Raw genomic sequence first — 24,105 nt, forward strand, 5'->3', positions numbered from 1 at the left:
GCGAGAGGGACCCCTGCCCTCCAGCCGGACCGTCGGGCGGGGCGAGGTCAGGCCGGGGCGCCGAGCGGGGCGAGGTCAGGCCGGGGCGCCGAGCGGCGGGTGGTCGAGCACGCGGGGCTTGTACTCGACCAGCTGGATGCGGCCGTCGAAGGTGCGGTGCCCGATCATGTCGAGGGCGACGTCCGGATAGCCGTCGTAGATGCGTTCCTGGCCCGTGGCCCCGGTGATGACCGGGAACATCACGACCCGGAAGCGGTCGACGAGTCCGGCGCGCAGCAGGGACCGGCACAGGCTGAGGCTGCCGATCGTGCTGAGGAGCCCCTCGCCTTCGGCCTTCATGGCCCGGACCGCCTCGACGGCGTCGTCGCGCACGAGCGTGGAGTTGGCCCACGTCAGCGGTTCCTCGAGCGAGGAGGAGAACACCACCTTGGGCGCTTGCGTGAGCTCGTCGACGGACGCCTCTTCCTCGGGCCGGAACTCGTCCTGGCCGGCCGGGACGTCGCCTGCCGCGAAGCCCGACATCAGGCGGTAGGTGTTCGCCCCCATCAGGTAGGTGACCGCGGGCTGCTCGCCGAGCCACGCGAGGTACTCCGGGCCCTCCAGGCCCCAGAACCCGGGCCATCCCTCTCCGGACGCGTAGCCGTCGAGGGAGGTGATGAAGTCGACCAGAAGTTCCGACATGACGGTGTCCTTTCCTGGGTGTCATCAGGTTGGACCGGCCGAGAGCCCCGAACTCATCGGCCGCGCTGAGGAGCAACGAGAAAACCCCTGACGCAGCAGCCGCTCAGGTGGGCGTCTCCGTGTAGCGGGCGACGATCGCGGCGGCACGGTCGCGCAGCGCGGTGCGCACCGACCGGGGGGCCAGGACCTCCACGTCCGCCGTGAGCTGCCACAGCGCCCATTCGGCGTGCCGTGCGTCCTGGAAGGTCACTTCGAGGCGCAGCCGGCCGTCCGCCTCGGGTTCCTCGGCTCGTACGGCCAGTGCCGTGCGCGCCAGCTCCTCACGCCGCTCGGGGTTCACCCTCACCAGCACCGTGAGGTGAGGCCCGTCGGACAGGAACTGCGCGCAGCGGTCCCGCCAGACGCGGTCCAGATCGACCTGGTGCGGTCGCCGCGCCGGCTCGGGCAGTTCCTCTGCGGCCAGCATCCGCGACAGCCGGTACGTACGGTCCGCGCCCGCCCTCGTGGCCAGCAGATAGGCCCGTTCGCGCACGGTGACCAGGCCGATCGGGTCCACGGTGCGCCACGTGGGCGCCTGGTCCGCGGCCGCGTAGTGGATGCGCAGCCTGCGCCCGGCGAGCACCGCGCGCCGCACCACGGCCATCGTCGTGCCCGGCACGGGCTCGGCGGCCTGGCGACGGGAGAGCAGATCCGTCTCCGGGTCGATCAGCATGCGCCGGGCGGCGTCGCTCGCGGCGGTCCGGTGCCGGTCCGGCAGGGCGTCCACCACCTTGCGCATGGCGGAGGCGAGCGCGGAGCCGAGGCCGAAGGCCTGCTCGCCGCGCCCCGATCCGGCGACGAGCAGGGCGAGGGCCTCGTCGTGGTTGAGCCCCGTGAGGTCGGTCCGGAAGTCGGGCAGCAACGCGAAACCGCCGCGCCGGCCGCGCTCGGCGTAGACCGGGACGCCGGCCGCGGACAGCGCCTCGATGTCGCGCAGCACGGTCCGGGTGGACACCTCCAGCTCGCGGGCCAGCGCGGTCGCGGTCATCCGGCCGCGCTGACGTAGCAGCAGCACCAGCGAGATCAACCGGTCGGCGCGCATGCCGGAACGCTAGCCGAATACGTGACGGTGGGTGTCGTCATTCGCCGGGAGGCTTGTCGGTGTGAGGACGGGGCCGGTGGCTGCCCCGAGCCTTTTGACGGTCATGCCGACGCATCGAATGGAGCTGATGTGGTGATGGAGCGATCGACGGTCGACCCGTGGAGGTGGTCGGTGGAGATGGGCTACAGCCAGGGAGCGGTCGTCACCGGTCCGGCCCGGACCCTGTACTGCTCCGGCCAGGCCGCGATGAGCGGCGACGGCAAGCCCGAGCACGCCGATGACCTGGCGGGGCAGCTGGCGCTCGCCGTCGACAACCTGGAGGCCGTGCTCGGCGAGGCCGGCATGTCCCTCGCGCACCTCGTCCGGCTGAACGTGTACACGACCGACGTGGACCGGCTCTTCGAGCACTACGGCGTGCTGGCCGCGCGGTTGGGCGCCGCCGGGGTGGCGCCGGCCATGACGCTGCTCGGGGTGACACGGCTGGCGCTGCCCGGCCTGATGGTCGAGCTGGAGGGCACGGCGGTGGCCTGAGGCGACCGGGCCGGGGAGGGCCGGGGGAGGGCCGTGTGTCCCCGAGAGCCGCGTCAGGCGCTTTCCGACGCGGCCGGGGGAGCGGGCGGCCGCCCGGGGGAGCGGGTCCCCGCCCGGATCTGCCGGGCGCGGGTGACGGCCTCGCCGAGCGCCGGCGTGATGGTCAGCACGGTGTCCAGGCCGAGCACGTCCATCCGCCGGCGCAGGCCCTCGTCGGGCACGGCCAGGACGAGAGCGCCGTCCGCGGCGTGCAGACGCTGCCAGAAGGCCAGCAGGACGGTGATGCCGCTGGAGTCGATGAAGCCGAGCGACGACGTGTCCAGGACGAGGTAACGACAGCCGTCGTCCAGCAGGGCGAGGCCGGCGTTGCGCAGGCCGGAGCTGGTGTAGAAGTCGACGTCGTCCGCGAGAGCGGCCACCGCCAGATCCCCGTCGCGTTCGATGAGCTGGAGCACGGTGTGACCCCTCAACGCGTGGAGTGGAGCCGGGCGGACCCGGCGGCACGGGGACCGTGTTCATCTGCCGCCTGATTCCTAAGCGGGATGATCATGTTCTTCCTAGGGCTGGTGAGAGAGCTTCCGGTCACTGATCGTTTCTGTTGCGCAGTTTTCGCTTACCCCCGGTGGCCGCCCCTGATGTGGTGACCGCCGGCACGTCCCGTCGCCACAGGGGCCGCATACCTCGGGTCATCCTGACACGGAACGCAGGCCGACGGGCACGAGCCGGGGCGGGACGCCGCACACTCGGCGTCCCGCCCCGGGGAAGATGCCGCTCAGCGGTCGGCGCCTGCCGTGGGGCGGGCGTCGGCGGCCGTCGCCGCGCTCCAGCGGGAGCGGACGTCGGCGAGCCGGCGCCGCGATCGCTGCAGCGGAGTGGGCGGCAGCGCGCGCGAGTCGCCCCGCGCGTAGTACCGCTCGACGTAGTACTGACCCGCGCTGAGCACGCTGGTGACCGCGATGTACCAGAGCGTCGCGACCATGAGCAACGGGATGACCTGGTACGTCTGGTTGTAGATCAGCTGCGTGGAGTACAGCAGGTCGTGCACGGCCAGCACGCTGACGATGCTGGTGCCCTTCAGGGTGCCGATCAGCATGTTCCCGGCCGTCGGCACGATGGAGCGCATCGCCTGCGGCACGACGACCCGGCGCAGGGTGCGGCCCCTGCTCAGGCCGAGCGCCTGAGCGGCCTCGGTCTGGCCGGGGTCTACGGAGAGGATGCCGCCCCGCACCACCTCGGCCGCGTAGGCGCTCTCGTGCAGGGTCAGGCCGATGACGGCGGTCAGGGTCGGACCGAGCAGGTTGACCGTCTTGACGGTGACGAACTCCGGGCCGAACGGGATTCCGAACCCCAGCGTCGGGTAGAGGGCGCCGATGTTGAACCAGAACAGCAGCTGCACCAGCAGGGGAGTGGAGCGGAAGATCCACACGTAGCCCCAACTGAGCGTGCGCAGCACCGGGTTGCCCGACAGGCGCAGCACCGCCAGCACGGTGCCCAGCAGGAAGCCGAGCACCATGACCGCCCCGGTCAGCCACAGGGTCAGCAGCAGCCCGTCCAGTACGGCGGCGGTCGTGAAGTACCGCCCCACCACGGCCCATTGGAACGCCTCGTTGCGGACGACGGAGTGGAGCACCATGGCGAACACGAGCAGCGCGGCCGCGGCGGTGGCCCAGCGGCCGGGGTGCCGGCGCGGCACGATCCGGGGCAGTTCGTGTTCGGGGGTGCCCGTGCGCTGCGGCGGTGCCGTGGCGGGAGCGGGCGAGAGGTCGGACGGTGTGACCATGGGGAGGCTCTCCGGGGGAGGGAATCACAGGCGTGGGTGACCACCCGGTGGCGCGCGTGGTGCTGCACTGCGGCAGCACCGCCGCGGTCCGGTGCGCGGTCGGGATTCCGCGTCGTCACGAACGCCGCGTCCCTCAACGCGGCCGGAGCGGCGGCCGCGCGGGGCGGAGCCGTCCGCCGACGATCGTATGTGTCCCGGGCACGGATCTGTCAACAGCGCGTGGCGGGCGCCGGATCGGTAGGTCCGGCATCCGGGCGCTGCTTGACGGGAAGCACGCGGTACTGCTCAATTAATCGCATGAATGCCCAGCAGCGCTTGGTCTCGCGCGACCACATCGACTTCGGTCGGGTGTGGTCCGCGGCGTGTTGCGCCTGACTCGGCAGCGGGCCGTCTGACCGGCCCTTCCCTCCCTCGGTGACCCCGTCGCGGGCCGAGCTCTCCTCCTTGCGCGCGCTGCCGCACCCCCGTTTCTCCCGACGCACGGCGTCGTCACATCCGCACTTCCCGCTTCTCTGACGCTCGGTCATCTCTGCCCGCACGCACGGCGGTTCCGCCATGCCTGCGTGCGGTCGCTCCCGAAAGGGCCACTGTCATGCCCGTGGAATTCCTCGGCATCGCCGCCACCAACGACGGCTCCGAGACCACCCCGCGCTCCGGCGCCGCCTTCGACAAGGAGTACACGCTCCGCCTCGCCCGGGCCCATGAGGACCACGGCTGGGACCGGGTGCTGTTCGCCTACGGCTCCGGCTCGCCCGACCCGGCACCCGCCGCCGCGTACATCGCGAGCAGGCTGGACCGGTTGCAGATCCTGCTCGCCCACCGGCCCAACGTCTCCTACCCGACCTTCGCCGCGAAGACCTTCGCCACCCTCGACCAGATCAGCGAGGGCCGGCTGACCGTCCACTTCATCACCGGCGGCAACGACCACGAGCAGGGCCGCGAGGGCGACACCCTGACCAAGGACGAGCGCTACGCCCGCACCCGCGAGTACATCCGGATCGTCAAGAAGATCTGGACCACGCGCGAACCCTTCGACCACGAGGGCGAGCACTACCGCTTCCACGACTTCGTCAGCGACGTCTTCCCCGTCCAGCAGCCGCGCCCGGGCGTGTCGTTCGGCGGTTCGTCGCCCGCCGCGTACGCCGCCGGCGGGGCGGAGGCCGACATCTACTGCCTGTGGGGCGAGCCGCTGGAGAGGACCGCCGAGCAGATCGAGGCGGTACGGGCCGCCGCGAAGGCCGCGGGCCGCACCGACGTGCCGCGCATCCAGGTGGCGTTCCGCCCCATCATCGCCCCGACCGAGGAGCTGGCCTGGGAGATGGCCCACCGCACGGTCGGCGCCATCCGGGAACAGGGCGCGGCAGGGCTCAAGCGGCGCCATCGCACCGGCGCCCCGCAGAACACGGGCTCGCAGCGGCTGGTCGCCATCGCCGAGGCGGGGGAGCGCTACGACCGGGCCCTGTGGACCCCGACGGCCGCCGCGACCGGTGGCGCGGGCAACTCCAACGCCCTGGTCGGCACCCCGGAGACGGTCGCGCAGGCCCTCCTCGACTACTACGACCTCGGCGTCGACATCCTGTCCGCCCGCGGCTACGACCTGCTGGGCGACGCCATCGACTTCGGCCGGTACGTCATCCCCCTGGTCCGCGAGGAGGTCGCCAAGCGCGACGCCAAGCGCGACGCCGAGCGCGACGCGGGCGCGGAACGGAACCGCGGGGAGCACGACCGCGCGGTGGTGGGCGCGTGACGTCCGTAGCGCCGACACCGCACCGGTCGGCGGACCTGACCGTCGTGCACGTCCCGGTCGGCGACCGCCGTGTGCGACCGCTGCTGCGCGAACTGGGCCACGAGTACTCCACGCGCTACGGCAAGGACGCACACGCCGAGATCTCCCGCTACCCGGACGAGGAGTTCACGCCGCGGTACGGCGGCCTGCTCCTGCTGCTGCTGGAGCACGGCAACCCGGTCGCGGGCGGCGCCTTCCGCCGGTACGACGCGGCCACCGCCGAGCTGATGGGGGTCCCCCCGGACGAAGTCTGGGGGAGGATCTGGACGCACTCCGCGCACCGCCGGCGCGGACTCGCCCGCCGTGTGCTGGACGAGCTGGAACGCGAGGCCGGCGCACGCGGATACCGCCGTGTCTTCCTCACCACCGGGCCGCGCCAGCCCGAGGCCCGCGGCCTCTACCTCGCCACCGGCTACACACCGCTGTTCGACACCGAGGCCGACCCGGAGACCATCGGCCCGCTGCCGTTCGAGAAGCACCTGCCACCCGGCACGTCCCCTGTCACGCCCCCCGTCACCACGCCCCCCGTCACCTCGCCCCCCATCACCACGTCCCCCGGAAAGGCCACGGACCTGTGAACCTCCCTGCCCTCAGAGGCCGTCTGCGCGGCGCGGCCGTCCTCGCGGCGCTGCCGCTGCTCGCGCTGACCGCGTGCGGCTCCGGCGACACCGGCGGCACCGCGGCCGTGGGTGCCCAGGCCTCGCCCGCACCCACGGCCGACCCGGTCGCCTCCGTGCGCAAGTCGGACGCCGTCGCCGCGCTGCTGCCCGCCGACGTCCGCCGGGCGGGCACGCTGCGGGTCGGCAGCTCCATCGGCTTCCCGCCGGGCGCGTACTACCCGAACGGGCCGGACAAGGCCCCCGCGGGCCAGGACATCGACCTCGCCGACGCCGTCGCCAAGGTCCTCGGAGTGAAGCTGCAGCGTCAGGACGCCTCCTTCGAGACGATCCTGCCCGCCCTCGGCAGCGGCAAGTACGACGTCGGCACGGGCAACTTCGGGGTGACCACCGAGCGCCTGAAGACCATCGACTTCGTCACCTACATCAACGACGGCCAGGGCTTCGCGGTGAAGAAGGGCAACACCGCGCTCAAGAAGGTCACCGACCTGACCCAGCTGTGCGGACTGACCGTCGGCACCGGCGCCGGCACCACCTTCGAGACCACCCTCACCGAGCAGAAGGGGGTGTGCGCGAAGGCCGGGAAGAAGCCCTACGACGTGAAGGTCTACTCGGAGAACGCGGCGACCCTCACCGCACTCCAGCAGGGCCGCATCGACGTGATCATGTCGACCATCAACGGCCTGCGGTACCAGGCCTCCCAGCCCGCCGCGCAGACCACGTTCCTCGGCGAGTACCACCGCCTCGACGTGGGTTTCGCCTTCAAGAAGGGCTCCCCGCTCACCAAGGCCTTCCGGGCCGCCGTCAACGAGCTGATCAAGGACGGCACGTACGCCCGGATCCTGCAGAAGTGGGGCACCTCAGCCTCCGCGATCGAGACGTCGCGGATCAACCCGCCCGAGCACGCCTGAGAAGCGACCAGGAACACCACGATGGCATCCACCACCGGCGCCGCGCCTCCGGGCCCGGCCACCGCGGACCTGCGCCCCGGCGCCCCGCCCGCCCCGGACGACCCGGCCTCCCTCAAGGTCGTCCCCGCCCGCCACTACGCCCGCTGGGCCGCGGCCGTCGCCGTGGCCGTGCTGGTCGCCCAGTTCGTGCACGGACTGGCCACCAACCCCGTCTGGGAGTGGGGCGTCTTCCGCGACTACGTCCTGTCCGAGACGATCGTGCGGGCGGTGTGGGTGACGCTCCAGCTCACCGCCTACGCCACCGTCCTCGGCTTCCTCCTGGGCACCGTCCTGGCCTTCATGCGGCTGTCCCGCAGCCCGGTGCTGCAGACCGTCGCCTGGACGTACATCTGGATCTTCCGGTCGATCCCGATGATCGTGCAGCTGGTCTTCTGGTTCAACCTCAGTGCCCTGTACCGGGAGCTGGGCGTCGGCATCCCGTTCGGGCCGGTGTTCTGGTCGGTCGACAGCAACAGCCTGATCGGCACCATCGGCGCCGCGATCATCGGGCTGACGCTGCATCAGGCCGCGTACGCCGCCGAGATCGTCCGCGGCGGGGTCATCGCCGTCGACCGCGGACAGCTGGAGGCCGCGGCCGCGCTGGGCATCCCCCGGCTGCGGCAGATCCGGCGCATCGTGCTGCCCCAGGCCATGCGCGCCATCCTGCCCACGGCCGGCAACGAGATCATCGGCCTGCTCAAGGGCACCTCGGTGGTCTACGTGATGTCCATCGGCGAGCTGTTCTACCAGGTGCAGGTCATCTACGGCCGCAACGGCCGGGTGATCCCGCTGCTGCTGGTCGCCACCGCCTGGTACGTGGTGCTGACCTCCCTGCTGTCCGTCGCCCAGTACTACGTGGAACGCCGCTACGCCAGGGGAGCCGACCGCACCCCGCCCCCGACGCCCGTCCAGCGCGCCCGGCGTTTCGTGCGCACCCTGCGCGAGGCGGCCACCCGGCGCGACCGGCCCGTCGTACCGCTGAAGACCCTGGGACCCGTGGGGGAGAGCCGATGAGTGAGGTGATGGTGGACGTCCACGGCGTCCACAAGAGCTTCGGCCCGCTGGAGGTGCTGCGCGGCGTCGATCTGCGGGTCCGCGCCGGCGAGGTCACCGTGATCCTCGGCCCCTCCGGCTCCGGCAAGTCCACGCTGCTGCGCACCATCAACCACCTGGAGAAGGTCAACCGCGGCTGGATCAGCATCGACGGCGAACTGATCGGCTACCGCCGCTCGGGCAACAGGCTGCACGAGCTCAAGGAGAAGGACGTCCTCAAGCAGCGCACCCACATCGGCTTCGTCTTCCAGAACTTCAACCTCTTCCCCCACCTGACCGTCCTCGACAACCTCGTCGAGGCCCCTGTCTCCGCCCTGCGCCGCCCCCGCAAGGAGGCCGAGGAGACGGCCCGCCGGCTGCTGGAGCGGGTCGGGCTCGCCGACAAGGCCGGCGCCTACCCGCGGCAGCTCTCCGGCGGCCAGCAGCAGCGCGTGGCCATCGCCCGCGCGCTCGCCCTCGAACCCAAGGTGCTGCTCTTCGACGAGCCCACCTCGGCGCTCGACCCGGAACTCGTCGGTGAGGTCCTCGACGTCATCAAGGACCTGGCCCGCACGGGCACCACCATGATCGTCGTCACCCACGAGATCGGCTTCGCCCGCGAGGTCGCCGACACCGTGGTCTTCATGGACGACGGTGTCGTCGTCGAGCAGGGCCCGCCCGCGGCCGTCCTCGACGCCCCACGGCACGAACGCACCCGCGCCTTCCTCTCCAAGGTCCTCTGACCCCCTGCCCGTCCGCACGCAAGGAGCACCACCGTGGCCACCACCCTCACCGCCCGCCGCACCACCACCGGGGCGGCCCTCGCCCTCGCCACCGCCCTCGTCCTCGCCGGCTGCGCCGATCCCTCCGAGGGCGGCACCACCGAGGTGGCGGCCACGCCCGGCGGCAGGACCACCATCAAGATCAACACCAGCCCGGACCAGAAGCGCGTCAGGACCGGCAAGGTCGCCTCCATCGCCGCCGAGGTCCCCCAGCGCATCCGCGACAGAGGCACGCTGGAGCTCGTCGCCTCCTCCGGCTCCGCCGCGCCGCTCACCTTCTACGCCACCGACAACAAGACCGTCATCGGCGTGGAACCCGACATCGCCCACCTCGTCGCCGACGTGCTCGGCCTGAAGCCGCGCATCAACACCGTCTCCTGGGAGAACATCTTCGTCGGCCTCGACAGCGGCAAGTACGACGCCGGCCTGAGCAACATCACCGTCACCGAGGAACGCAAGGAGAAGTACGACTTCGCCACCTACCGCGAGGACAACCTGGGCTTCGAGGCGAAGAAGGGCAGTGGCCTGAAGATCACCGGGCCCGAGGACGTGGCGGGCAAGACGGTCGCCGTGAGCAGCGGCACCAACCAGGAGAAGCTGCTCATCGAGTGGAGCAAGGAGAACGAGAAGGCCGGCCGCAAGCCGGTGGACATCAAGTACTACCAGAACGACAGCGACACCTACCTCGCCCTCCAGTCCGGCCGCATCGACCTCTACCTCGGCCCCAACCCGACCGCCGCCTACCACGCGGCCACCAGCGGCAAGACGGAGGTCGTCGGCACCTACTCCGGCGCCGGCGCCACCCTCCAGGGCCTCATCGCCGCCACCACGAAGAAGGACAGCGGCCTGGTCAAGGCGCTCGCCGACGCCCTCAACCACGTCATCGCCAACGGCACGTACGCCAAGGTGCTCCAGCGCTGGGGCCTGTCCGGCGAGGCCGTCACCACGTCCGAGATCAACCCGCCTGGCCTGCCCAAGACCAACAAGTAGGCGACCCCCAGCAGGAAGGCACCCCATGTCCTCGACCCCGCCCGCACCACTGCACCTCGCCGTCGCCCTGGACGGCACCGGCTGGCACCCCGCCTCCTGGCGTGAGCCGGGAGCCCGCCCCCGGGAGCTGTTCACCGCCGCCTACTGGGCCGATCTCGTCACCGAGGCCGAGCGCGGACTCCTCGACTTCGTCACCGTCGAGGACGGCCTCGGCCCCCAGTCCTCCCACGCCTTCGAGCCGGACGAACGCACCGACCAGGTGCGCGGCCGTCTCGACGCCGTGCTCGTCGCCGCCCGCGTCGCGCCCCTGACCCGGCACATCGGCCTCGTGCCGACCGTCGTCGCCACCCACACCGAGCCGTTCCACATCTCCAAGGCGATCGCCACCCTCGACTACGTCAGCAACGGCCGCGCCGGCCTGCGGGTGCAGATCACCGCACGCCCCAATGAGGCCGCCCACTTCGGCCGCCGCACCGTCCCGCGCATCGAGGCCTACGACAGCCCCGACGCCCTGGCGACGGTGACCGACCTGTTCGACGAGGCCGCCGACCACGTCGAGGTGGTGCGCCGCCTCTGGGACAGCTGGGAGGACGACGCCGAGATCCGCGACGTCGCCACCGGCCGCTTCATCGACCGGGACAAGCTGCACTACATCGACTTCGAAGGCAGGCACTTCAGCGTCCGCGGGCCCTCCATCACACCCCGCCCGCCGCAGGGGCAGCCGATCGTCAGCGCCCTCGCCCACGACACCGTCCCGTACCGGCTCGTGGCCCGCGCCGCCGACGTCGGCTGCATCACGCCACGCGACGCCGACGAGGCCCGCGACACCGTCGCCCGGATCCGCGCCGAGCAGGACGCCGCCGGGCGGGCGTCCGAGCCCCTGCACGTCTTCGGCGACCTCGTCGTCTTCCTCGACGACGACGCGGCCACCGCGCGCGCCCGCCGGGAGCGGCTCGACGCGCTCGCCGGAGAGCCGTTCACCAGCGATGCGCCGGTCTTCACCGGAACCCCCGCACAACTCGCGGACCTGCTGCTGGAGTTGCGGGCCTCCGGACTGACCGGGTTCCGGCTGCGGCCGGGCGTGGCCGCCCACGACCTGCCGGCCATCACCCGCGGCCTCGTCCCCGAGGTGCAGCGCCGCGGTGCCTTCCGCCGTGCCTACGAGGCCGGCACCCTGCGCGGTCTGCTGGGCCTGCCCCGCCCCGCCAACCGCTACGCCGCCGCCTGAGCCGGAAGGATCCCGCACCGATGACCAAGCCCCTGAAGCAGATCCACCTGGCCGCGCACTTCCCCGGCGTCAACAACACCACCGTCTGGAGCGACCCGCGGGCCGGCAGCCACATCGAGTTCAGCTCCTTCGCGCACTTCGCCCGCACCGCCGAACGCGCCAAGTTCGACTTCCTGTTCCTCGCCGAAGGGCTCCGCCTGCGCGAACAGGGCGGCCAGATCTACGACCTGGACGTCGTCGGCCGGCCCGACACCTTCACCGTCCTCGCCGCGCTCGCCGCCGTCACCGAGCACCTGGGCCTGACCGGCACCATCAACTCCACCTTCAACGAGCCCTACGAGGTGGCCCGCCAGTTCGCCAGTCTCGACCACCTCTCCGGCGGCCGGGCGGCCTGGAACGTCGTCACGTCCTGGGACGCCTTCACCGGCGAGAACTTCCGCCGCGGCGGCTTCCTGCCGCAGCAGGAGCGCTACTCCCGAGCCAAGGAGTTCCTGGCCACGGCCCACGAGTTGTTCGACTCCTGGCGCGGCGACGAGATCCTCGCCGACCAGGAGACCGGCCGCTTCCTGTCCGACGCCAAGGCCGGCGCCTTCGTGCACTCCGGCCGGCACTTCGACATCCACGGCCGGTTCAACGTCCCCCGCTCCCCGCAGGGCCGGCCCGTGATCTTCCAGGCCGGTGACTCCGACGAGGGACGCGAGTTCGCCGCCGCCGAGGCGGACGCCATCTTCAGCCGGCACGGCACCCTCGAAGCGGGCCGGGCCTTCTACAGCGACGTCAAGAGCCGCCTGGCCAAGTACGGCCGCGGGCGCGACCAGCTGCTCATCCTGCCGGCCGCGACCTTCGCCCTGGCCGACACCGACGCCGAGGCCGAGGAACTCGCCCGCGAGGTGCGCCGGCAGCAGGTCAGCGGCGCCACCGCGCTCAGGCACCTGGAGTTCGTCTGGAACCGGGACCTGTCCGCCTACGACCCGGACGGCCCGCTGCCCGACATCGACCCGGACATCGGCGAGGACCACATCTCCCAGGGCCGCGCCCAGGTCCGCATGTACCGGGACCCGCTCGCCACCGCCCGCGAGTGGCGCGAACTGGCCGAGGCCAACCGGTGGTCCATCCGCGACCTGGTCATCCACACCGGCAACCGGCAGAACTTCGTCGGCTCCCCGGCCACCCTCGCCCGGACCATCGACGCCTTCGTCCAGGCCGACGCGAGCGACGGCTTCATCCTCGTCCCGCACCTCACCCCGACCGGCCTCGACGAGTTCGCCGACAAGGTCGTCCCGCTGCTGCAGGAGCGGGGTGTGTACCGCACCGAGTACGAGGGCACCACCCTGCGCGACCACCTCGGCCTGGCCCACCCGGACGGCAGGCGCACCGAGCGGGCCGCGTCGTGAAGTTCCTCGCCGTCACCCTGATCGTGCACCGCCCGGACCCCGTCACGGGAATCCTCACCTCCGCCCATGACCGCTTCCGGGAGGTCGTCGGCAACGCGGTGCTCGCCGAGGAACTGGGCTTCGACGGTTTCGGTGTGGGGGAGCGGCACGAGCGGCCGTTCCTGTCCTCCGCCCCGACCGTCGTCCTCAGCCACGTCGCGGCGCTCACCCGGCGCATCCGCCTCTTCACCGCCGTGACCACCCTGAGCCTGCTCGACCCGGTGCGCGCCTACGAGGACTACGCCACCCTGGACCATCTCTCCGAAGGCCGCCTGGACCTGATCATCGGCAAGGGGAACGGCACCGCCCAGCGCGAGCTGTTCCACGTCACGCCCGAGGACCAGTGGGACCGCAACGCCGAGAGCTACGAGGTCTTCCGGCGTCTGTGGCGCGAGGAGAAGGTGACCGCGGCGACCCGCTTCCGCCCTCCGCTGACCGACGCCGAGGTCCTGCCGCGCCCCTACCAGCAGCCGGTGCGCGTCTGGCACGGCAGCGCCACCAGCAAGGAGTCGGTCGACCTCGCCGCACGCTACGGCGACCCGCTCTTCTCGGCCAACGTCACCCACCCCGTCGAACCGTACGCCGAGCTGGTCCGCCACTACCGCGAACGCTGGGAGCACCACGGCCACGACCCGGCGCGCATCGCGATCGGCGCCGGCACGGCCGGCCTGCACGTGGCGCCGACCTCCCAGCAGGCGCTCGCCGCCTACCGGCCGGTCTTCGAGGCCAACCTGGCCTTCGCCCGCCGCACGGGCCTGCCCGTGGTGTTCGAGACCCTGGAGGACTTCGCCGAGCGCAGCTCCGCCCTGATCGGCAGCCCCGAGCAGGTCATCGACAAGGTGCACCGCTACCACGAGCGGCTCGGGCACACGGTGCTCCACGTCCACGCGGACGCGGGCGGCCTCGGCGACAGGCGGCACCGCCACTCGCTGGAACTGTTCCAGTCGGCGGTCGTGCCGGTGCTGCGCCGGAGCATCCCGGACCCGCCGTTCGCGTGGGCCCCGGCCCTGCCCGCATCACCGACCACTCGTTCAGAAGAAGGGCTGGCCCATGCCTGACATCCCCCTCGGCGTCCTCGACCTGGTCCCCGTCTCCTCCGGCTCCACGGCGGCCCAGGCGCTGCACCACTCCATCGACCTCGCCCGGCAGGCCGAGCGGCTCGGCTACGCCCGCCACTGGTTCGCCGAGCACCACCTCAACCCGGGAGTGGCGGGCACCTCCCCGGCGGTCGTCCTGGCCCTGACCGCCGCTGCCACCTCCACGATCCGGCTCGGCTCCGGGGCCGTCCAGCTCGGCCACCGCACCGCCCTGTCCACCGTCGAGGAGTTCGGCCTGATCGACGCCCTGCACCCCGGCCGCCTCGACCTGGGCCTGGGCCGCTCCGGGGGCCGCCCGCCGGGGGAGAGCGCGCCCCTGCCGGACGAGCCGCCGGCCGCCGGCCGCGCCCCGAACGGCCTGCTCATCCCACCCCGCTTCTCCTTCACCCACCTGCTCGGCTCGCCCCGCGTCGCCCTGCAGCGCAAGCTGCTCCTGCTGCCGAACGCCGAACCGCAGGACTACGCCGAGCAGATCGACGACATCCTCGCCCTGCTGGCCGGCACCTACCGCTCCCCGGAGGGCGTCGAGGCACACGCCGTGCCGGGCGAGGGAGCCGACGTCGACCTGTGGATCCTGGGCAGCAGCGGCGGCACGAGCGCCGAGGTCGCGGGCGCCCGCGGTCTGCGGTTCGCCGCGAACTACCACGTCAGCCCCGCCACGGTCCTGGAAGCGGTGGACGGCTACCGCTCCTTCTTCAAGCCCTCCGAGTTCCTCGACCGGCCGTACGTCAGCGTCTCCGCCGACGTCGTCGTCGCCGAGGACGACGCCACCGCCCGGGAACTGGCCACCGGCTACGACCTGTGGGTGCGCAGCATCCGCACCGCCGAGGGCGCCATCCCCTACCCGACGCCCACCGAAGCGCGCGCCCATCCGTGGAGCGACGAGGACCGCGAGCTCGTGCAGGACCGCGTCGACACCCGGTTCGTGGGCTCACCGGGCCGGGTCGCGGACCTCCTGGAGCAGCTCCAGGAGGCCACGGGGGCCGACGAGTTGCTGATCACCACCATCACGCACGCACACGCGGACCGGGTCCGCTCCTACGAACTGCTCGCCCGGGAATGGCGCCGTCGCGGACACCTCTCCCGGCCCGAGGCGCCCGCCCGGTGACGGCCGCGGGCCCCGGCCCGCCACGTCCGCTCAGGGGCGCAAAGCCGCCCGGTACGTCCCGGCGTTGCGCACGAACAGCTCGTGCAGGTCCCGGACGGCCCGCGGGACGGAACCGGCGTGCCGGCGCTGCAGCACCAGCAGCACCTCGGTTCCCTCCTCCGCCAGCGGCCGCACGGTGATCGTGCCCCGCCGCTCCAGCGGGTCCCCGACGACGCTGAAGTCCGGCAGCACCGTCGCGCCCAGCCCCTCCGCGACCATCAGCTTCCCCATCTCCGCACCGTCCGTGGAGTACGAGAACGCCGGGGCCCGCCCGCGCAGCAGACGGTGCAGGAAACGGTGCATGACATAGCCGGACCGCATCACGACCAGCGGTTCGGCCAGCAGACTGTCCGTGTCCACCCGCTCCAGGGCCGCCAGCGGACTGTCGGGGCGCACACACACCACGGGCCGGCCCCGCAGAAGCTCGGTGGTCTCGAACCCGGGCGGCATGTCGTCGCCCTCCAGGTAGTTCACCAGGCCCAGGTCGAACGAGCCCTCCAGCAGCCCGCGGTGGATCCGGGACTGCTGCGCGCCCACCAACTCGACCTGGGTGAGCGGATGCGAGGAGCGGAACTCCCGCACGGTCGGGATGACCAGCGGAACCGTGGCCGTGTTGACCGTGCCGAGCCGGACCATGCGGCTGATGCGGTGCTGGTCGTCGGCCGCGCCGCGCAGCCGGTCGACCGCGTCCAGCACGCTCATGATGTGGGGGAGCAGCTCCCGCCCCTCATCGCTGATCTTCGCCCCGGACCGTTTGCGCTCCAGCAGATCCACCCCGAGCTCCCGCTCCAGGTTGCGCACGGTCTCGCTGAGCGCCGGCTGGGACAGATGCAGTTCCTCGGCAGCGCGCCGCAGCGACCCCAACCGGGTGACGGCGGCGATGTATTCGAGCTGTTCGATGCGCACGGCAGGAGACTGCCGACCGCACCGCGCCGGGTTCAAGGGAATCCCTGTCACAACCTCGTGAATACCGAAGCCCAGCATGTGAAATCAGGCCGGGCATTCTTGACCGGCCGGACGTCGCGCTGCTTTGATCGAGGACATGAAGCGACAGGACCTCACGCGGCGACGCCACGTCGACCTCGCGCGTGTCTGCAGCTCCCGCTGTCGCTGTCGGGCCTGAGCGCACCGAGGGAAACCCTCGCACCCGCGCCTCCCGTCCCTCCCTTCCGTGAATTCCCGTCCCGGCCGCGTCCCTGTGTGACGGCGGTTTTCCCGGGACCGCCGACCCGGCGCGCCTGAATTCCGGAAGATCCCCCGTCACGCTTTCGCGCAGCATTCGCCGGCCAGGAGTTCTCCCATGCCCGAATTCCCCGCAACCGACCCCGTCCGCTTCGCCTACTGGGTGCCGAACGTCAGCGGCGGCCTGGTCACCAGCACCATCGAGCAACGCACCGACTGGGGCTACGACTACAACCGCGAACTGGCCGTGCTCGCCGAGAACAACGGCTTCGACTACGCCCTCAGCCAGGTCCGCTACATGGCCAGCTACGGCGCCGAGTACCAGCACGAGTCGACCAGCTTCAGCCTCGCCCTGCTCCTCGCGACCCAGCGGCTCAAGGTCATCGCCGCCGTCCACCCGGGGCTGTGGCACCCGGGCGTCCTCGCCAAGCTCGGCGCCACCGCCGACCACCTCTCCGGCGGCCGCTTCGCCGTCAACGTCGTCAGCGGCTGGTTCAAGGGCGAGTTCACGGCCCTGGGCGAGCCCTGGCTGGAACACGACGAGCGCTACCGCCGCGCCGAGGAGTTCATCACCGCGCTGCGCCGCATCTGGACCGAGGACCACGCCGAACTCGCCGGTGACTTCTACCGGCTGCGTGACTTCTCCCTCAAGCCCAAGCCGCTCAACACGCCCGAGCGCCCGCACCCGGAGATCTTCCAGGGCGGCAACTCCACCGCCGCCCGCGCCATGGCCGGCCGTGTCTCCGACTGGTACTTCAGCAACGGCAAGGACTTCGACGGCGTCACCGAGCAGATAAGAGACGTGCGCGCCTCCGCCGCACAGGCGGGCCGCACGGCACCGAAGTTCGGCCTCAACGGCTTCCTCATCGCCCGCGACACCGAGGCCGAGGCCCGCGAGACGCTGCGCGAAATCGTCGCCAAGGCCGACACACCCGCTGTCCACGGCTTCCGCGACGCCGTCCGGCAGGCCGGGCAGTCCACCGGCGACGGCAAGGGCATGTGGCAGGACTCCACCTTCGAGGACCTCGTCCAGTACAACGACGGCTTCCGTACCGGGCTGATCGGCACGCCCGAGCAGATCGCCGAACGGATCGTCGCCTACAAGCGGCTCGGCGTCGACCTCTTCCTGCTCGGCTTCCTGCACTACCTGGAAGAGGTCGAGTACTTCGGCAAGCGGGTCCTGCCGCTGGTGCGCGAACTGGAGGCGCAGCAGCCCGAGTTCGAGCCGGCCGCCGCCGCGCACGTCTGACCAGCCCCCCCCACGAGAGGAAGACGCTCATGAGCACCGTCGCCCGCACCGACTGGCAGACCGCCCCCGTACCCGAGGACGCCGAGGGCTGGATCAGCCGCGCCGCCGAGGTCGCCGCCGTCCTCGCCACCGACGCCGCGGCCCGGGACAAGGCCGGCGCCACCCCCTACGAGGAGATCCGGCTGCTGAAGGACTCCGGCCTCGTCACCCTGCTCGGCCCCGTCGAGCACGGGGGAGGCGGACAGGACTGGCCCACCGCCTACCGCGTCGTGCGGGAGGTCGCCAAGGCGGACGGCTCCATCGGCCAGCTGCTCGGCTACCACTACCTGTGGAACTGGGCCGCCCGGCTGGTCGGCACCCGCGAACAGTGGGAGCAGGTGGAGGCCGAAGCCGCCCGCAACCGCTGGTTCTTCGGGGGCGCCGTCAACCCGCGCGACGCCGACGTGGTCGTGCGCGACGAGGGCGACACCCTCACCTTCACCGGCCGCAAGACCTTCTCCACCGGCAGCAAGGTCTCCGACGTCACCGTGCTCGAAGGCGTCCTGGAGGGCACCGAGGACCATGTCTTCGCCATCGTCCCCTCCGACAGCGAGGGCCTGACCTTCCACGACGACTGGGACAACATCGGCCAGCGCCTCACCGAGAGCGGCGGCGTCACCCTCGACGCCGTGCGCGTCCCCTGGTCGGCCGCCGCCGGATACGTGGACAAGCGGTTCCGGCCCCGCGTGTACAACACGCTCAACGTGCCGACCATCCAGCTCGTCTTCGTCAGCTTCTACCTCGGCATCGCGGCCGGTGCCCTGGAGACCGCCGCCACCTACACCCGCGCCAAGTCCCGTCCGTGGCTGCACGGCGGCCACGAGCGGGCCGTGGACGAGCCGTACGTCATCGACACCTACGGCGACCTCACCGCCAAGCTGTGGGCCGTCGAGGCCCTGGCCGACGCCGTGGCCGCCGAGGGCCAGAAGCTGCACGACGACCCGGACGCGGTCACCGAGCAGGCCCGCGGCGAGTTCGAGGTGCGGGTGGCCGCGGTCAAGGCCCGCGCCACCGACGTCGCCCTGGAGATCACCCACCGCATCTTCGAGGTGACCGGCGCCCGCGCCACCGCCTCCGCCGAGGGCCTCGACCGCTTCTGGCGCAACGTCCGCACCCACACCCTCCACGACCCCGTCGCCTACAAGCGCCGCGAGGTCGGCCGCCACGTCCTGACCGGCGAACTGCCGCAGCCCACCTGGTACTCCTGAAAGGTCCCTCCCATGGCCACGATCCTGTCCGTCTCCGGCAGCCCCTCCGCCACTTCCCGCACCGCGCGACTCCTGCGCCACCTGGACCAGCGGCTCACCGCGCAGGGACACGAGGTGATCCCCTTCGACGTCCGCGACCTGCCCGCCGAGGCCCTGCTCGGGGCGGACTTCCGGCACCCGGCCATCGTCCAGGCCACGGCGCTGGTCGAGCGGGCGGACGGGGTCGTGGTCGGCACCCCCGTCTACAAGGCCGCCTACTCCGGTCTGCTGAAGTCGCTGCTCGATCTGCTCCCGCAGTACGCGCTGGCCGGCAAGACGATCCTGCCGCTGGCCACCGGTGGCTCCGTCGCCCACGTCCTGGCCATCGACTACGCGCTGCGCCCCGTGCTGAGCTCCATGGGCGCCACGCACATCGTCCCGGGCTGGTTCACCCTCGACAAGGACATCACCGCGGGCGACGACGGCACCCTGACCGTCGCGCCCGGCTCGGCGGAGGCCCTGGCGCAGGTCACGGACCAGTTCTCCGCCGCCCTGGGCGGACGCACGACACTGCTGGCGGCCACCGGATGAGCGCCGCGCACGTGATCGCCGACGACAGCGAGGCGCTCACCGTCGCCGCGGCACTCGCCGCGGAGTTCCGCAAGGACGCCGCCGAGCGGGACGCCCGCCGGCGGCTGCCGCACGCGGAGCTGGACCGGCTCTCGGCGTCGGGGCTGCTCGCCGTCTCGGTGCCGGCCGAGTCCGGCGGCGCGGACGTCGGCGCGGGCACGCTCGCCGAGATCTTCCGGCTGCTGGCCACCGCCGACGCCAGCCTCGCCCAGATCCCGCAGAGCCATTTCGTGTACGTCAACGTGCTGCGGCGGCAGGGGACCGACGAGCAGCGGGCGTTCTTCTTCGGCGAGGTGCTGGCCGGCAAGCGGCTGGGCAACGCCCAGTCCGAGGCGGGCACCCGGCACGTACAGGACCTGCGCACCCGGCTCGTGCCGCGGCCGGACGGCTCGTACGTCCTCGACGGCGTCAAGCACTACTCCACCGGCGCCCTGTTCGCCGACTGGATCCCGGTGCTCGCCCGGGCCGAGGACGACACCCTGCACGTCGCCTACGTGCCGCGGGACGCCCCGGGGCTCACCGTGGTCGACGACTGGGACGGCATGGGGCAGCGCACCACCGCCAGCGGAACCGTCCGTCTGGAGTCGGTGCCCGTCCCCGCCGGCCGGGTCGTCCCGCACCACCTCACCTTCCAGGGGCCGCAACTGCACGGCGCGGTGGCCCAGTTGCTCCACGCGGCGATCGACACCGGGATCGCCGCCGGAGCACTGGCCGAGGCGGTGGAGTTCGTCCGCGCCAAGAGCCGGCCCTGGTTCGAGAGCGTGGAGGAGGGGCACGCCACCGCGGCCGAGGACCCGCTTCTGATCCAGCGGTTCGGTGAACTGTCGATCCGGGTCCGCACGGCCGAGGCGCTGCTGCGCGAGGCGGCCCGCACGGTCGACGCCGCGGACGCCGACCTGACCGACGACTCGGCAGCCGCCGCCTCCATCGCGGTGGCCACCGCCAAGGTGGCGGCGGCCGAGGCGGCCGTGGAGCTGGGCAGCGCCCTCTTCGAGGTCGCCGGGACCCGCTCGGCGCTCGACTCCCTTGGGCTGCACCGCCATTGGCGGGACGCCCGGACCCACTCCCTGCACGACCCGGCCCGCTGGAAGGTCCAGCACATCGGCCGCTACGTGCTGAACGGCACCAGGCCGCCCCGGCACGGACTTCTCTGACGACCCCCAGCGCACCTGATCGGAGCCCCCGCGTGTCCCTGACCTTCCACTGGTTCCTGCCCACCAACGGCGACAGCCGCCATGTCGTCGGCGGCGGCCACGGCACCCCGGCGACGGAGACCGGCCGCGACCGGCCGCCGACGGTCGGCTATCTGAGCCAGATCGCCCGCGCCGCCGAGGACCTCGGCTTCGTCGGTGCCCTCACCCCGACCGGCGCCTGGTGCGAGGACGCGTGGCTGACCACGGCCATGGTCAGCCAGCGGACCGAGCGGCTGAAGTTTCTCGTCGCCTTCCGGCCCGGTTTCGTCTCGCCGACGCTCGCCGCGCAGATGGCCTCCACCTTCCAGCGCCAGACGGGCGGACGCCTGCTGCTCAACGTCGTCACCGGCGGCGAGAGCCACGAGCAGCGCGCCTACGGCGACTTCCTGGACAAGGACGCCCGCTACCGCCGTACCGGTGAATTCCTCCAGATCGTCCGAGAGTTGTGGGCCGGCAAGACCGTCGACCTGCACGGCGAGCACCTCCAGGTGGAGGACGCGCGCCTGGCGCGGGTGCCCGACCCGGTGCCCCAGGTCTACTTCGGCGGCTCCTCGCCGATCGCCGGAGAGGTCGCCGCCCGGCACGCCGACGTGTACCTCACCTGGGGTGAGCCGCCCGCACAGGTCGCCGAGAAGATCGCCTGGGTACGGGCGCTGGCGGCCCGGGAGGGCCGCGCCGTCCGCTTCGGCATCCGGCTGCACGTCATCACCCGGGACACCTCGGAACAGGCCTGGGCGGAGGCGGAGCGGCTGCTGGCCGGCTTCGACGCCGAGACCGTGGCGTCGGTCCAGGCGGGGCTCGCCCGCAGCGAGTCGGAGGGACAGCGGCGCATGCTCGCCCTGCACGGCGGCGGCAGCCGCGACCGCCTGGAGATCCACCCCAACCTGTGGGCCGGCATCGGCCTGGTGCGCGGCGGCGCGGGCACCGCCCTGGTCGGCAGCCACGACGAGGTCGCCGAGCGTATCCAGGAGTACGCGGCCCTGGGCATCGAGGAGTTCGTGCTCTCCGGCTATCCGCACCTGGAGGAGGCGTACTGGTTCGGTGAGGGCGTCCTGCCCCGGCTGCAGGCCCGGGGAGTGTGGCAGCACCCCTTCGGCCGGCCGACGGCCCCCTCCGCGCAGGTGCCCTTCGCCGACGCGGGACGTCCCTGAACGCACCACCCTCCCCGGAACCACCCACACCGAAGGAGAACGTGTGAGCCCGTACAGAACCCGTCCCGCCGCCGTCGCCCTGGGCGCGGCGGTGCTGCTCGCCGCGTCCCTCGCCGTGCCGGGGGCCGCCGCGGCCGACCGCGGCACCACCGCGCTCACCTGGTACGACGCGACGGCCGAGACCGTCGCTGCCGCCGGGGCGTCCACCCAGATCACCAACAGCCGCACCTGGGCGATCGGTTGGCTCGCCGCGGCCCGGGCGACCCGGAGCGTGCCGGCGGGCGTGGAGCGCGCCCCCTACCAGGAGGCGGCGCTGGCCGCGGCCGTGCACCGGGCGCTGGTCACGCTCGTGCCGAGCCGGACCGAGCAGCTCGACGCGACGTACGAGAAGACACTCGACGCCGTGCCCGACGGCCCTGCGGAGCGGCGCGGGATCGCTGCGGGCGAGCGGCAGGCGAACCTGCTCCTCGCGGCGCGGCAGGGCGACGGCCTCGACCCCGGCTCGGTCAACGCGCCCTACCCCGTACGGCCCGCGGCGCCCGGTGTGTGGCAGCCGACGCCACCCGCCTACGCCCCGGCGGCGCAGTACGGCAACCGTCTCGCCGAGCCGTTCGTGCTCAGGGCGGGCGACCAGTTCCGGCTCGGCCCGCCTCCCGCACTGGACTCCGCGCGCTACGCCGCCGACCTCGCGGAGGTACGGGCGTACGGCGGCGCGGACAGCACGGCACGCAGCGCCCACCAGACCGAGACGGCCACCTTCTGGCTCGGCTCCTCCCTCACCCTCTACACCGAGCCGTTGCGCGTGGCCCTCTCCCGCGCGCGGCAGGGGCCGGCCGGACAGGCTCGGCTGGTGGCGCTCTTCCATGTGGCGCTCGTGGACACGCAGATCGCCACCTCCGACAGCAAGTACGCCTACGAGCGCTGGCGTCCGGTGACCGCGATCCGCACCGGCGCCCTCGACCCCGACCCGGACTGGACGCCGCTGCACGCCACCCCGGCGCATCCGGACTACCCGAGCGGCCACAACACCTACTCGGGCGCCGCGGAGACGGTGCTGTCGGCGCTCGTGGGCCCGCGGACCGCCCCCTTCGACCTGACGAGCCCCACCGCGCCCGGCGTGACCAGGACGTACACCACCTGGCGGCAGCTGTCGGACGAGAACGTGGACGCCCGGGTCCTGTCGGGCATCCACACCCGCTCCGCCGACGAGGCCGGCATCACACTCGGCACGAACGTGGCCCGCCACGTCCTGCGCCACGCGGGACACCTCCTGGCTCCTGTCCAGCACACGGCGGCGGACAGCCACTGACGCGCACGTCCCGGCCGGTCACGCGACCGGCCGGGACGTCTGTGGCTTGCGCCCGCGTCCCGCGCCGCCAGGGCGCGGGCGCTGCTTTCCGGTCCCGGGTCAGCGGCCCGTTGTCGCGGGGCCGACCGGGGTGTCGCCGCGGAGTGTGATGCGGTGCATGACGCGGTGCCGGTCGCCGTAGTCGCGGTTGGCGTAGTGGGCCGTGCTGCGGTTGTCCCACAGGGCGACGTCCCCCTGCTGCCAGCGGTGCCGCACCACGTGTTCGGGCTTGGTGAGGTGCGCGTACAGGATGTCCAGGATGCCCCGGCTCTCGTGTTCCGAGACGCCGACGATGTGCGAGGTGAAGCCGGGGTTGACGAACAGTCCCTTGCGGCCGCTCTCCGGGTGCACCCGCACCACCGGGTGCTCCACCGGCTCCAGGGCGGTGAACACCTCGCCCTCCCACAGGTTGCCCCGGCCCTGACGGCGCTGGGCGAGGTAGTAGCCGAACTCGCGACTGCCGTCGTGCACGGCGGTGAGCGTGTCGACGTACTCCCGCAGGCCCGGTGACAGCGACTCGTAGGCGAGCTGGCTGTCGGCCCAGTTGGTGTCGCCGCCCAGCGGCGGCAGCACCACGGCACGCAGCACGGAGATCGCCGGCGGCCGCCGCACGAACGTCACGTCCGTGTGCCACACGTCGGCGAACCCGTTGTCCTGGCTGTCCAGCGAGTACACCTCGGGCGCCACGTCACCGGAGTCGTGCACCGGGTGGCCCACGGTGACCTCGCCCAGCCGCCGGCCGAACTCGATCTGCGCGGCGTCGTCGAGGCCGTGCTGCCTCCGCACGAAGAGCACCTTGTACGCCACCAGGGCCTCACGCAGCGCCAGCACCTGGTCGTCGTCGAGGCGCGCGAGGTCGATGCCGTCGATCTCGGCACCGAAACCGGGTCCGAGCCGGGTCAGGGGCAGCCGGGTCACGGCGGGCCGCTCGCTGAGAACGCTCACTTGTGGATCCTTCCTGTTCGTGCGTTACCTGTCCGTGTGATACGGG

At 72.4% G+C, this 24,105-nt stretch carries 23 protein-coding genes; 17 read left to right on the forward strand and 6 right to left on the reverse strand.

Annotation, left to right across the window (positions count from 1 at the left end):
* Positions 1-75: 75 nt before the first annotated feature.
* A complete protein-coding gene (locus CHR28_RS00730; protein WP_094051414.1) occupies positions 76-681 on the reverse strand; it encodes a dihydrofolate reductase family protein in 606 nt (201 codons plus the stop codon).
* A 103-nt stretch (positions 682-784) separates the two neighbouring features.
* The gene (locus CHR28_RS00735; RefSeq protein WP_094051415.1) at positions 785-1,762 is read right to left on the reverse strand and encodes a helix-turn-helix transcriptional regulator; all 978 of its coding nucleotides are present in this window, start codon (positions 1,760-1,762) and stop codon (positions 785-787) included.
* Between the two features lie 135 nt (positions 1,763-1,897).
* On the opposite strand from CHR28_RS00735, the gene CHR28_RS00740 reads away from it, so the two are divergent.
* Positions 1,898-2,293: a RidA family protein gene (locus tag CHR28_RS00740; RefSeq protein ID WP_094051745.1), complete on the forward strand. Its 396-nt coding sequence runs from the start codon at positions 1,898-1,900 to the stop codon at positions 2,291-2,293.
* A 53-nt stretch (positions 2,294-2,346) separates the two neighbouring features.
* On the opposite strand, the gene CHR28_RS00745 is transcribed toward CHR28_RS00740, so the two are convergent.
* Together CHR28_RS00745 and CHR28_RS00750 are read right to left on the reverse strand one after the other, a co-directional pair.
* A complete protein-coding gene (locus CHR28_RS00745; protein ID WP_179272271.1) occupies positions 2,347-2,748 on the reverse strand; it encodes an STAS domain-containing protein in 402 nt (133 codons plus the stop codon).
* A 317-nt stretch (positions 2,749-3,065) separates the two neighbouring features.
* The gene (locus CHR28_RS00750; RefSeq protein WP_094051417.1) at positions 3,066-4,073 is read right to left on the reverse strand and encodes an amino acid ABC transporter permease; all 1,008 of its coding nucleotides are present in this window, start codon (positions 4,071-4,073) and stop codon (positions 3,066-3,068) included.
* Positions 4,074-4,665: 592 nt separating this feature from the next.
* Between CHR28_RS00750 and CHR28_RS00755 the strand changes: the two genes are divergently transcribed.
* From CHR28_RS00755 to CHR28_RS00800, 10 genes are read left to right on the forward strand one after another with little or no spacing between them, the layout of a single operon-like run.
* A complete protein-coding gene (locus CHR28_RS00755; protein ID WP_256984048.1) occupies positions 4,666-5,820 on the forward strand; it encodes an LLM class flavin-dependent oxidoreductase in 1,155 nt (384 codons plus the stop codon).
* Positions 5,817-6,437, forward strand: coding sequence for a GNAT family N-acetyltransferase (locus tag CHR28_RS00760; RefSeq protein WP_094051418.1), 621 nt, complete (start codon positions 5,817-5,819; stop codon positions 6,435-6,437). Before CHR28_RS00755 ends, CHR28_RS00760 begins: the two co-directional genes overlap by 4 nt.
* Entirely contained in the window at positions 6,434-7,387 is a 954-nt protein-coding gene (locus CHR28_RS00765; protein ID WP_094051419.1) for an ABC transporter substrate-binding protein, read from the forward strand. Before CHR28_RS00760 ends, CHR28_RS00765 begins: the two co-directional genes overlap by 4 nt.
* A gap of 21 nt (positions 7,388-7,408) precedes the next feature.
* Positions 7,409-8,440 (forward strand): amino acid ABC transporter permease, encoded by a 1,032-nt coding sequence (locus CHR28_RS00770; protein ID WP_094051420.1) that lies wholly within the window; start codon positions 7,409-7,411, stop codon positions 8,438-8,440.
* Entirely contained in the window at positions 8,437-9,201 is a 765-nt protein-coding gene (locus CHR28_RS00775) for an amino acid ABC transporter ATP-binding protein (protein ID WP_094051421.1), read from the forward strand. The genes CHR28_RS00770 and CHR28_RS00775 overlap by 4 nt, the downstream gene beginning before the upstream one ends.
* Positions 9,202-9,234: 33 nt before the next feature.
* Positions 9,235-10,230 (forward strand): ABC transporter substrate-binding protein, encoded by a 996-nt coding sequence (locus CHR28_RS00780; protein ID WP_094051422.1) that lies wholly within the window; start codon positions 9,235-9,237, stop codon positions 10,228-10,230.
* A 25-nt stretch (positions 10,231-10,255) separates the two neighbouring features.
* A complete protein-coding gene (locus CHR28_RS00785; RefSeq protein ID WP_094051423.1) occupies positions 10,256-11,458 on the forward strand; it encodes an LLM class flavin-dependent oxidoreductase in 1,203 nt (400 codons plus the stop codon).
* Between the two features lie 20 nt (positions 11,459-11,478).
* On the forward strand, positions 11,479-12,852 hold the full coding sequence (locus tag CHR28_RS00790) for an NtaA/DmoA family FMN-dependent monooxygenase (protein ID WP_094051424.1): 1,374 nt from the start codon (positions 11,479-11,481) through the stop codon (positions 12,850-12,852).
* Positions 12,849-13,949 carry an LLM class flavin-dependent oxidoreductase gene (locus CHR28_RS00795; protein WP_094051425.1) on the forward strand — a complete coding sequence of 367 codons (1,101 nt, stop codon included), beginning with the start codon at positions 12,849-12,851 and terminating at the stop codon, positions 13,947-13,949. Before CHR28_RS00790 ends, CHR28_RS00795 begins: the two co-directional genes overlap by 4 nt.
* Complete coding sequence (locus CHR28_RS00800; protein WP_094051426.1) at positions 13,942-15,096, forward strand: LLM class flavin-dependent oxidoreductase; 1,155 nt, start codon at positions 13,942-13,944, stop codon at positions 15,094-15,096. The genes CHR28_RS00795 and CHR28_RS00800 overlap by 8 nt, the downstream gene beginning before the upstream one ends.
* Positions 15,097-15,126: 30 nt before the next feature.
* Here the strand turns inward: CHR28_RS00800 and CHR28_RS00805 are convergent, their stop codons facing one another.
* Positions 15,127-16,041 carry a LysR family transcriptional regulator gene (locus tag CHR28_RS00805; RefSeq protein WP_094051427.1) on the reverse strand — a complete coding sequence of 305 codons (915 nt, stop codon included), beginning with the start codon at positions 16,039-16,041 and terminating at the stop codon, positions 15,127-15,129.
* Positions 16,042-16,435: 394 nt separating this feature from the next.
* Between CHR28_RS00805 and sfnG the strand changes: the two genes are divergently transcribed.
* From sfnG to CHR28_RS00835, 6 genes are read left to right on the forward strand one after another with little or no spacing between them, the layout of a single operon-like run.
* Entirely contained in the window at positions 16,436-17,566 is a 1,131-nt protein-coding gene (gene sfnG / locus CHR28_RS00810) for a dimethylsulfone monooxygenase SfnG (protein WP_094051428.1), read from the forward strand.
* Between the two features lie 29 nt (positions 17,567-17,595).
* The gene (locus tag CHR28_RS00815) at positions 17,596-18,813 is read left to right on the forward strand and encodes an acyl-CoA dehydrogenase family protein (RefSeq protein ID WP_094051429.1); all 1,218 of its coding nucleotides are present in this window, start codon (positions 17,596-17,598) and stop codon (positions 18,811-18,813) included.
* A 12-nt stretch (positions 18,814-18,825) separates the two neighbouring features.
* Positions 18,826-19,383 (forward strand): NADPH-dependent FMN reductase, encoded by a 558-nt coding sequence (ssuE, locus tag CHR28_RS00820; RefSeq protein WP_094051430.1) that lies wholly within the window; start codon positions 18,826-18,828, stop codon positions 19,381-19,383.
* Positions 19,380-20,576 (forward strand): SfnB family sulfur acquisition oxidoreductase, encoded by a 1,197-nt coding sequence (locus CHR28_RS00825; protein ID WP_094051431.1) that lies wholly within the window; start codon positions 19,380-19,382, stop codon positions 20,574-20,576. The genes ssuE and CHR28_RS00825 overlap by 4 nt, the downstream gene beginning before the upstream one ends.
* Before the next feature lie 32 nt (positions 20,577-20,608).
* Entirely contained in the window at positions 20,609-21,766 is a 1,158-nt protein-coding gene (locus CHR28_RS00830; RefSeq protein WP_094051432.1) for an LLM class flavin-dependent oxidoreductase, read from the forward strand.
* A 43-nt stretch (positions 21,767-21,809) separates the two neighbouring features.
* Positions 21,810-23,075, forward strand: a complete 1,266-nt coding sequence (locus tag CHR28_RS00835; protein WP_094051433.1) for a vanadium-dependent haloperoxidase — start codon at positions 21,810-21,812, stop codon at positions 23,073-23,075.
* Positions 23,076-23,174: 99 nt separating this feature from the next.
* Here CHR28_RS00835 and CHR28_RS00840 read toward each other — a convergent pair whose 3' ends face one another.
* Positions 23,175-24,059: a TauD/TfdA dioxygenase family protein gene (locus tag CHR28_RS00840; protein ID WP_094051434.1), complete on the reverse strand. Its 885-nt coding sequence runs from the start codon at positions 24,057-24,059 to the stop codon at positions 23,175-23,177.
* Between the last annotated feature and the right edge of the window lie 46 nt (positions 24,060-24,105).

It is taken from the genome of Streptomyces sp. XY006 (genome assembly GCF_002237655.1).
Classification (GTDB): domain Bacteria; phylum Actinomycetota; class Actinomycetes; order Streptomycetales; family Streptomycetaceae; genus Streptomyces; species Streptomyces levis.

Coding starts and splice junctions, on each gene's coding strand:
- CHR28_RS00730 (WP_094051414.1), bottom strand. CDS start 681: ATGTCGGAACTTCTGGTCGACTTCATCACCTCCCTCGACGGCTACGCG.
- CHR28_RS00735 (WP_094051415.1), bottom strand. CDS start 1,762: ATGCGCGCCGACCGGTTGATCTCGCTGGTGCTGCTGCTACGTCAGCGC.
- CHR28_RS00740 (WP_094051745.1), top strand. CDS start 1,898: ATGGAGCGATCGACGGTCGACCCGTGGAGGTGGTCGGTGGAGATGGGC.
- CHR28_RS00750 (WP_094051417.1), bottom strand. CDS start 4,073: ATGGTCACACCGTCCGACCTCTCGCCCGCTCCCGCCACGGCACCGCCG.
- CHR28_RS00755 (WP_256984048.1), top strand. CDS start 4,666: ATGCCCGTGGAATTCCTCGGCATCGCCGCCACCAACGACGGCTCCGAG.
- CHR28_RS00770 (WP_094051420.1), top strand. CDS start 7,409: ATGGCATCCACCACCGGCGCCGCGCCTCCGGGCCCGGCCACCGCGGAC.
- CHR28_RS00775 (WP_094051421.1), top strand. CDS start 8,437: ATGAGTGAGGTGATGGTGGACGTCCACGGCGTCCACAAGAGCTTCGGC.
- CHR28_RS00785 (WP_094051423.1), top strand. CDS start 10,256: ATGTCCTCGACCCCGCCCGCACCACTGCACCTCGCCGTCGCCCTGGAC.
- CHR28_RS00790 (WP_094051424.1), top strand. CDS start 11,479: ATGACCAAGCCCCTGAAGCAGATCCACCTGGCCGCGCACTTCCCCGGC.
- CHR28_RS00800 (WP_094051426.1), top strand. CDS start 13,942: ATGCCTGACATCCCCCTCGGCGTCCTCGACCTGGTCCCCGTCTCCTCC.
- sfnG (WP_094051428.1), top strand. CDS start 16,436: ATGCCCGAATTCCCCGCAACCGACCCCGTCCGCTTCGCCTACTGGGTG.
- CHR28_RS00815 (WP_094051429.1), top strand. CDS start 17,596: ATGAGCACCGTCGCCCGCACCGACTGGCAGACCGCCCCCGTACCCGAG.
- ssuE (WP_094051430.1), top strand. CDS start 18,826: ATGGCCACGATCCTGTCCGTCTCCGGCAGCCCCTCCGCCACTTCCCGC.
- CHR28_RS00825 (WP_094051431.1), top strand. CDS start 19,380: ATGAGCGCCGCGCACGTGATCGCCGACGACAGCGAGGCGCTCACCGTC.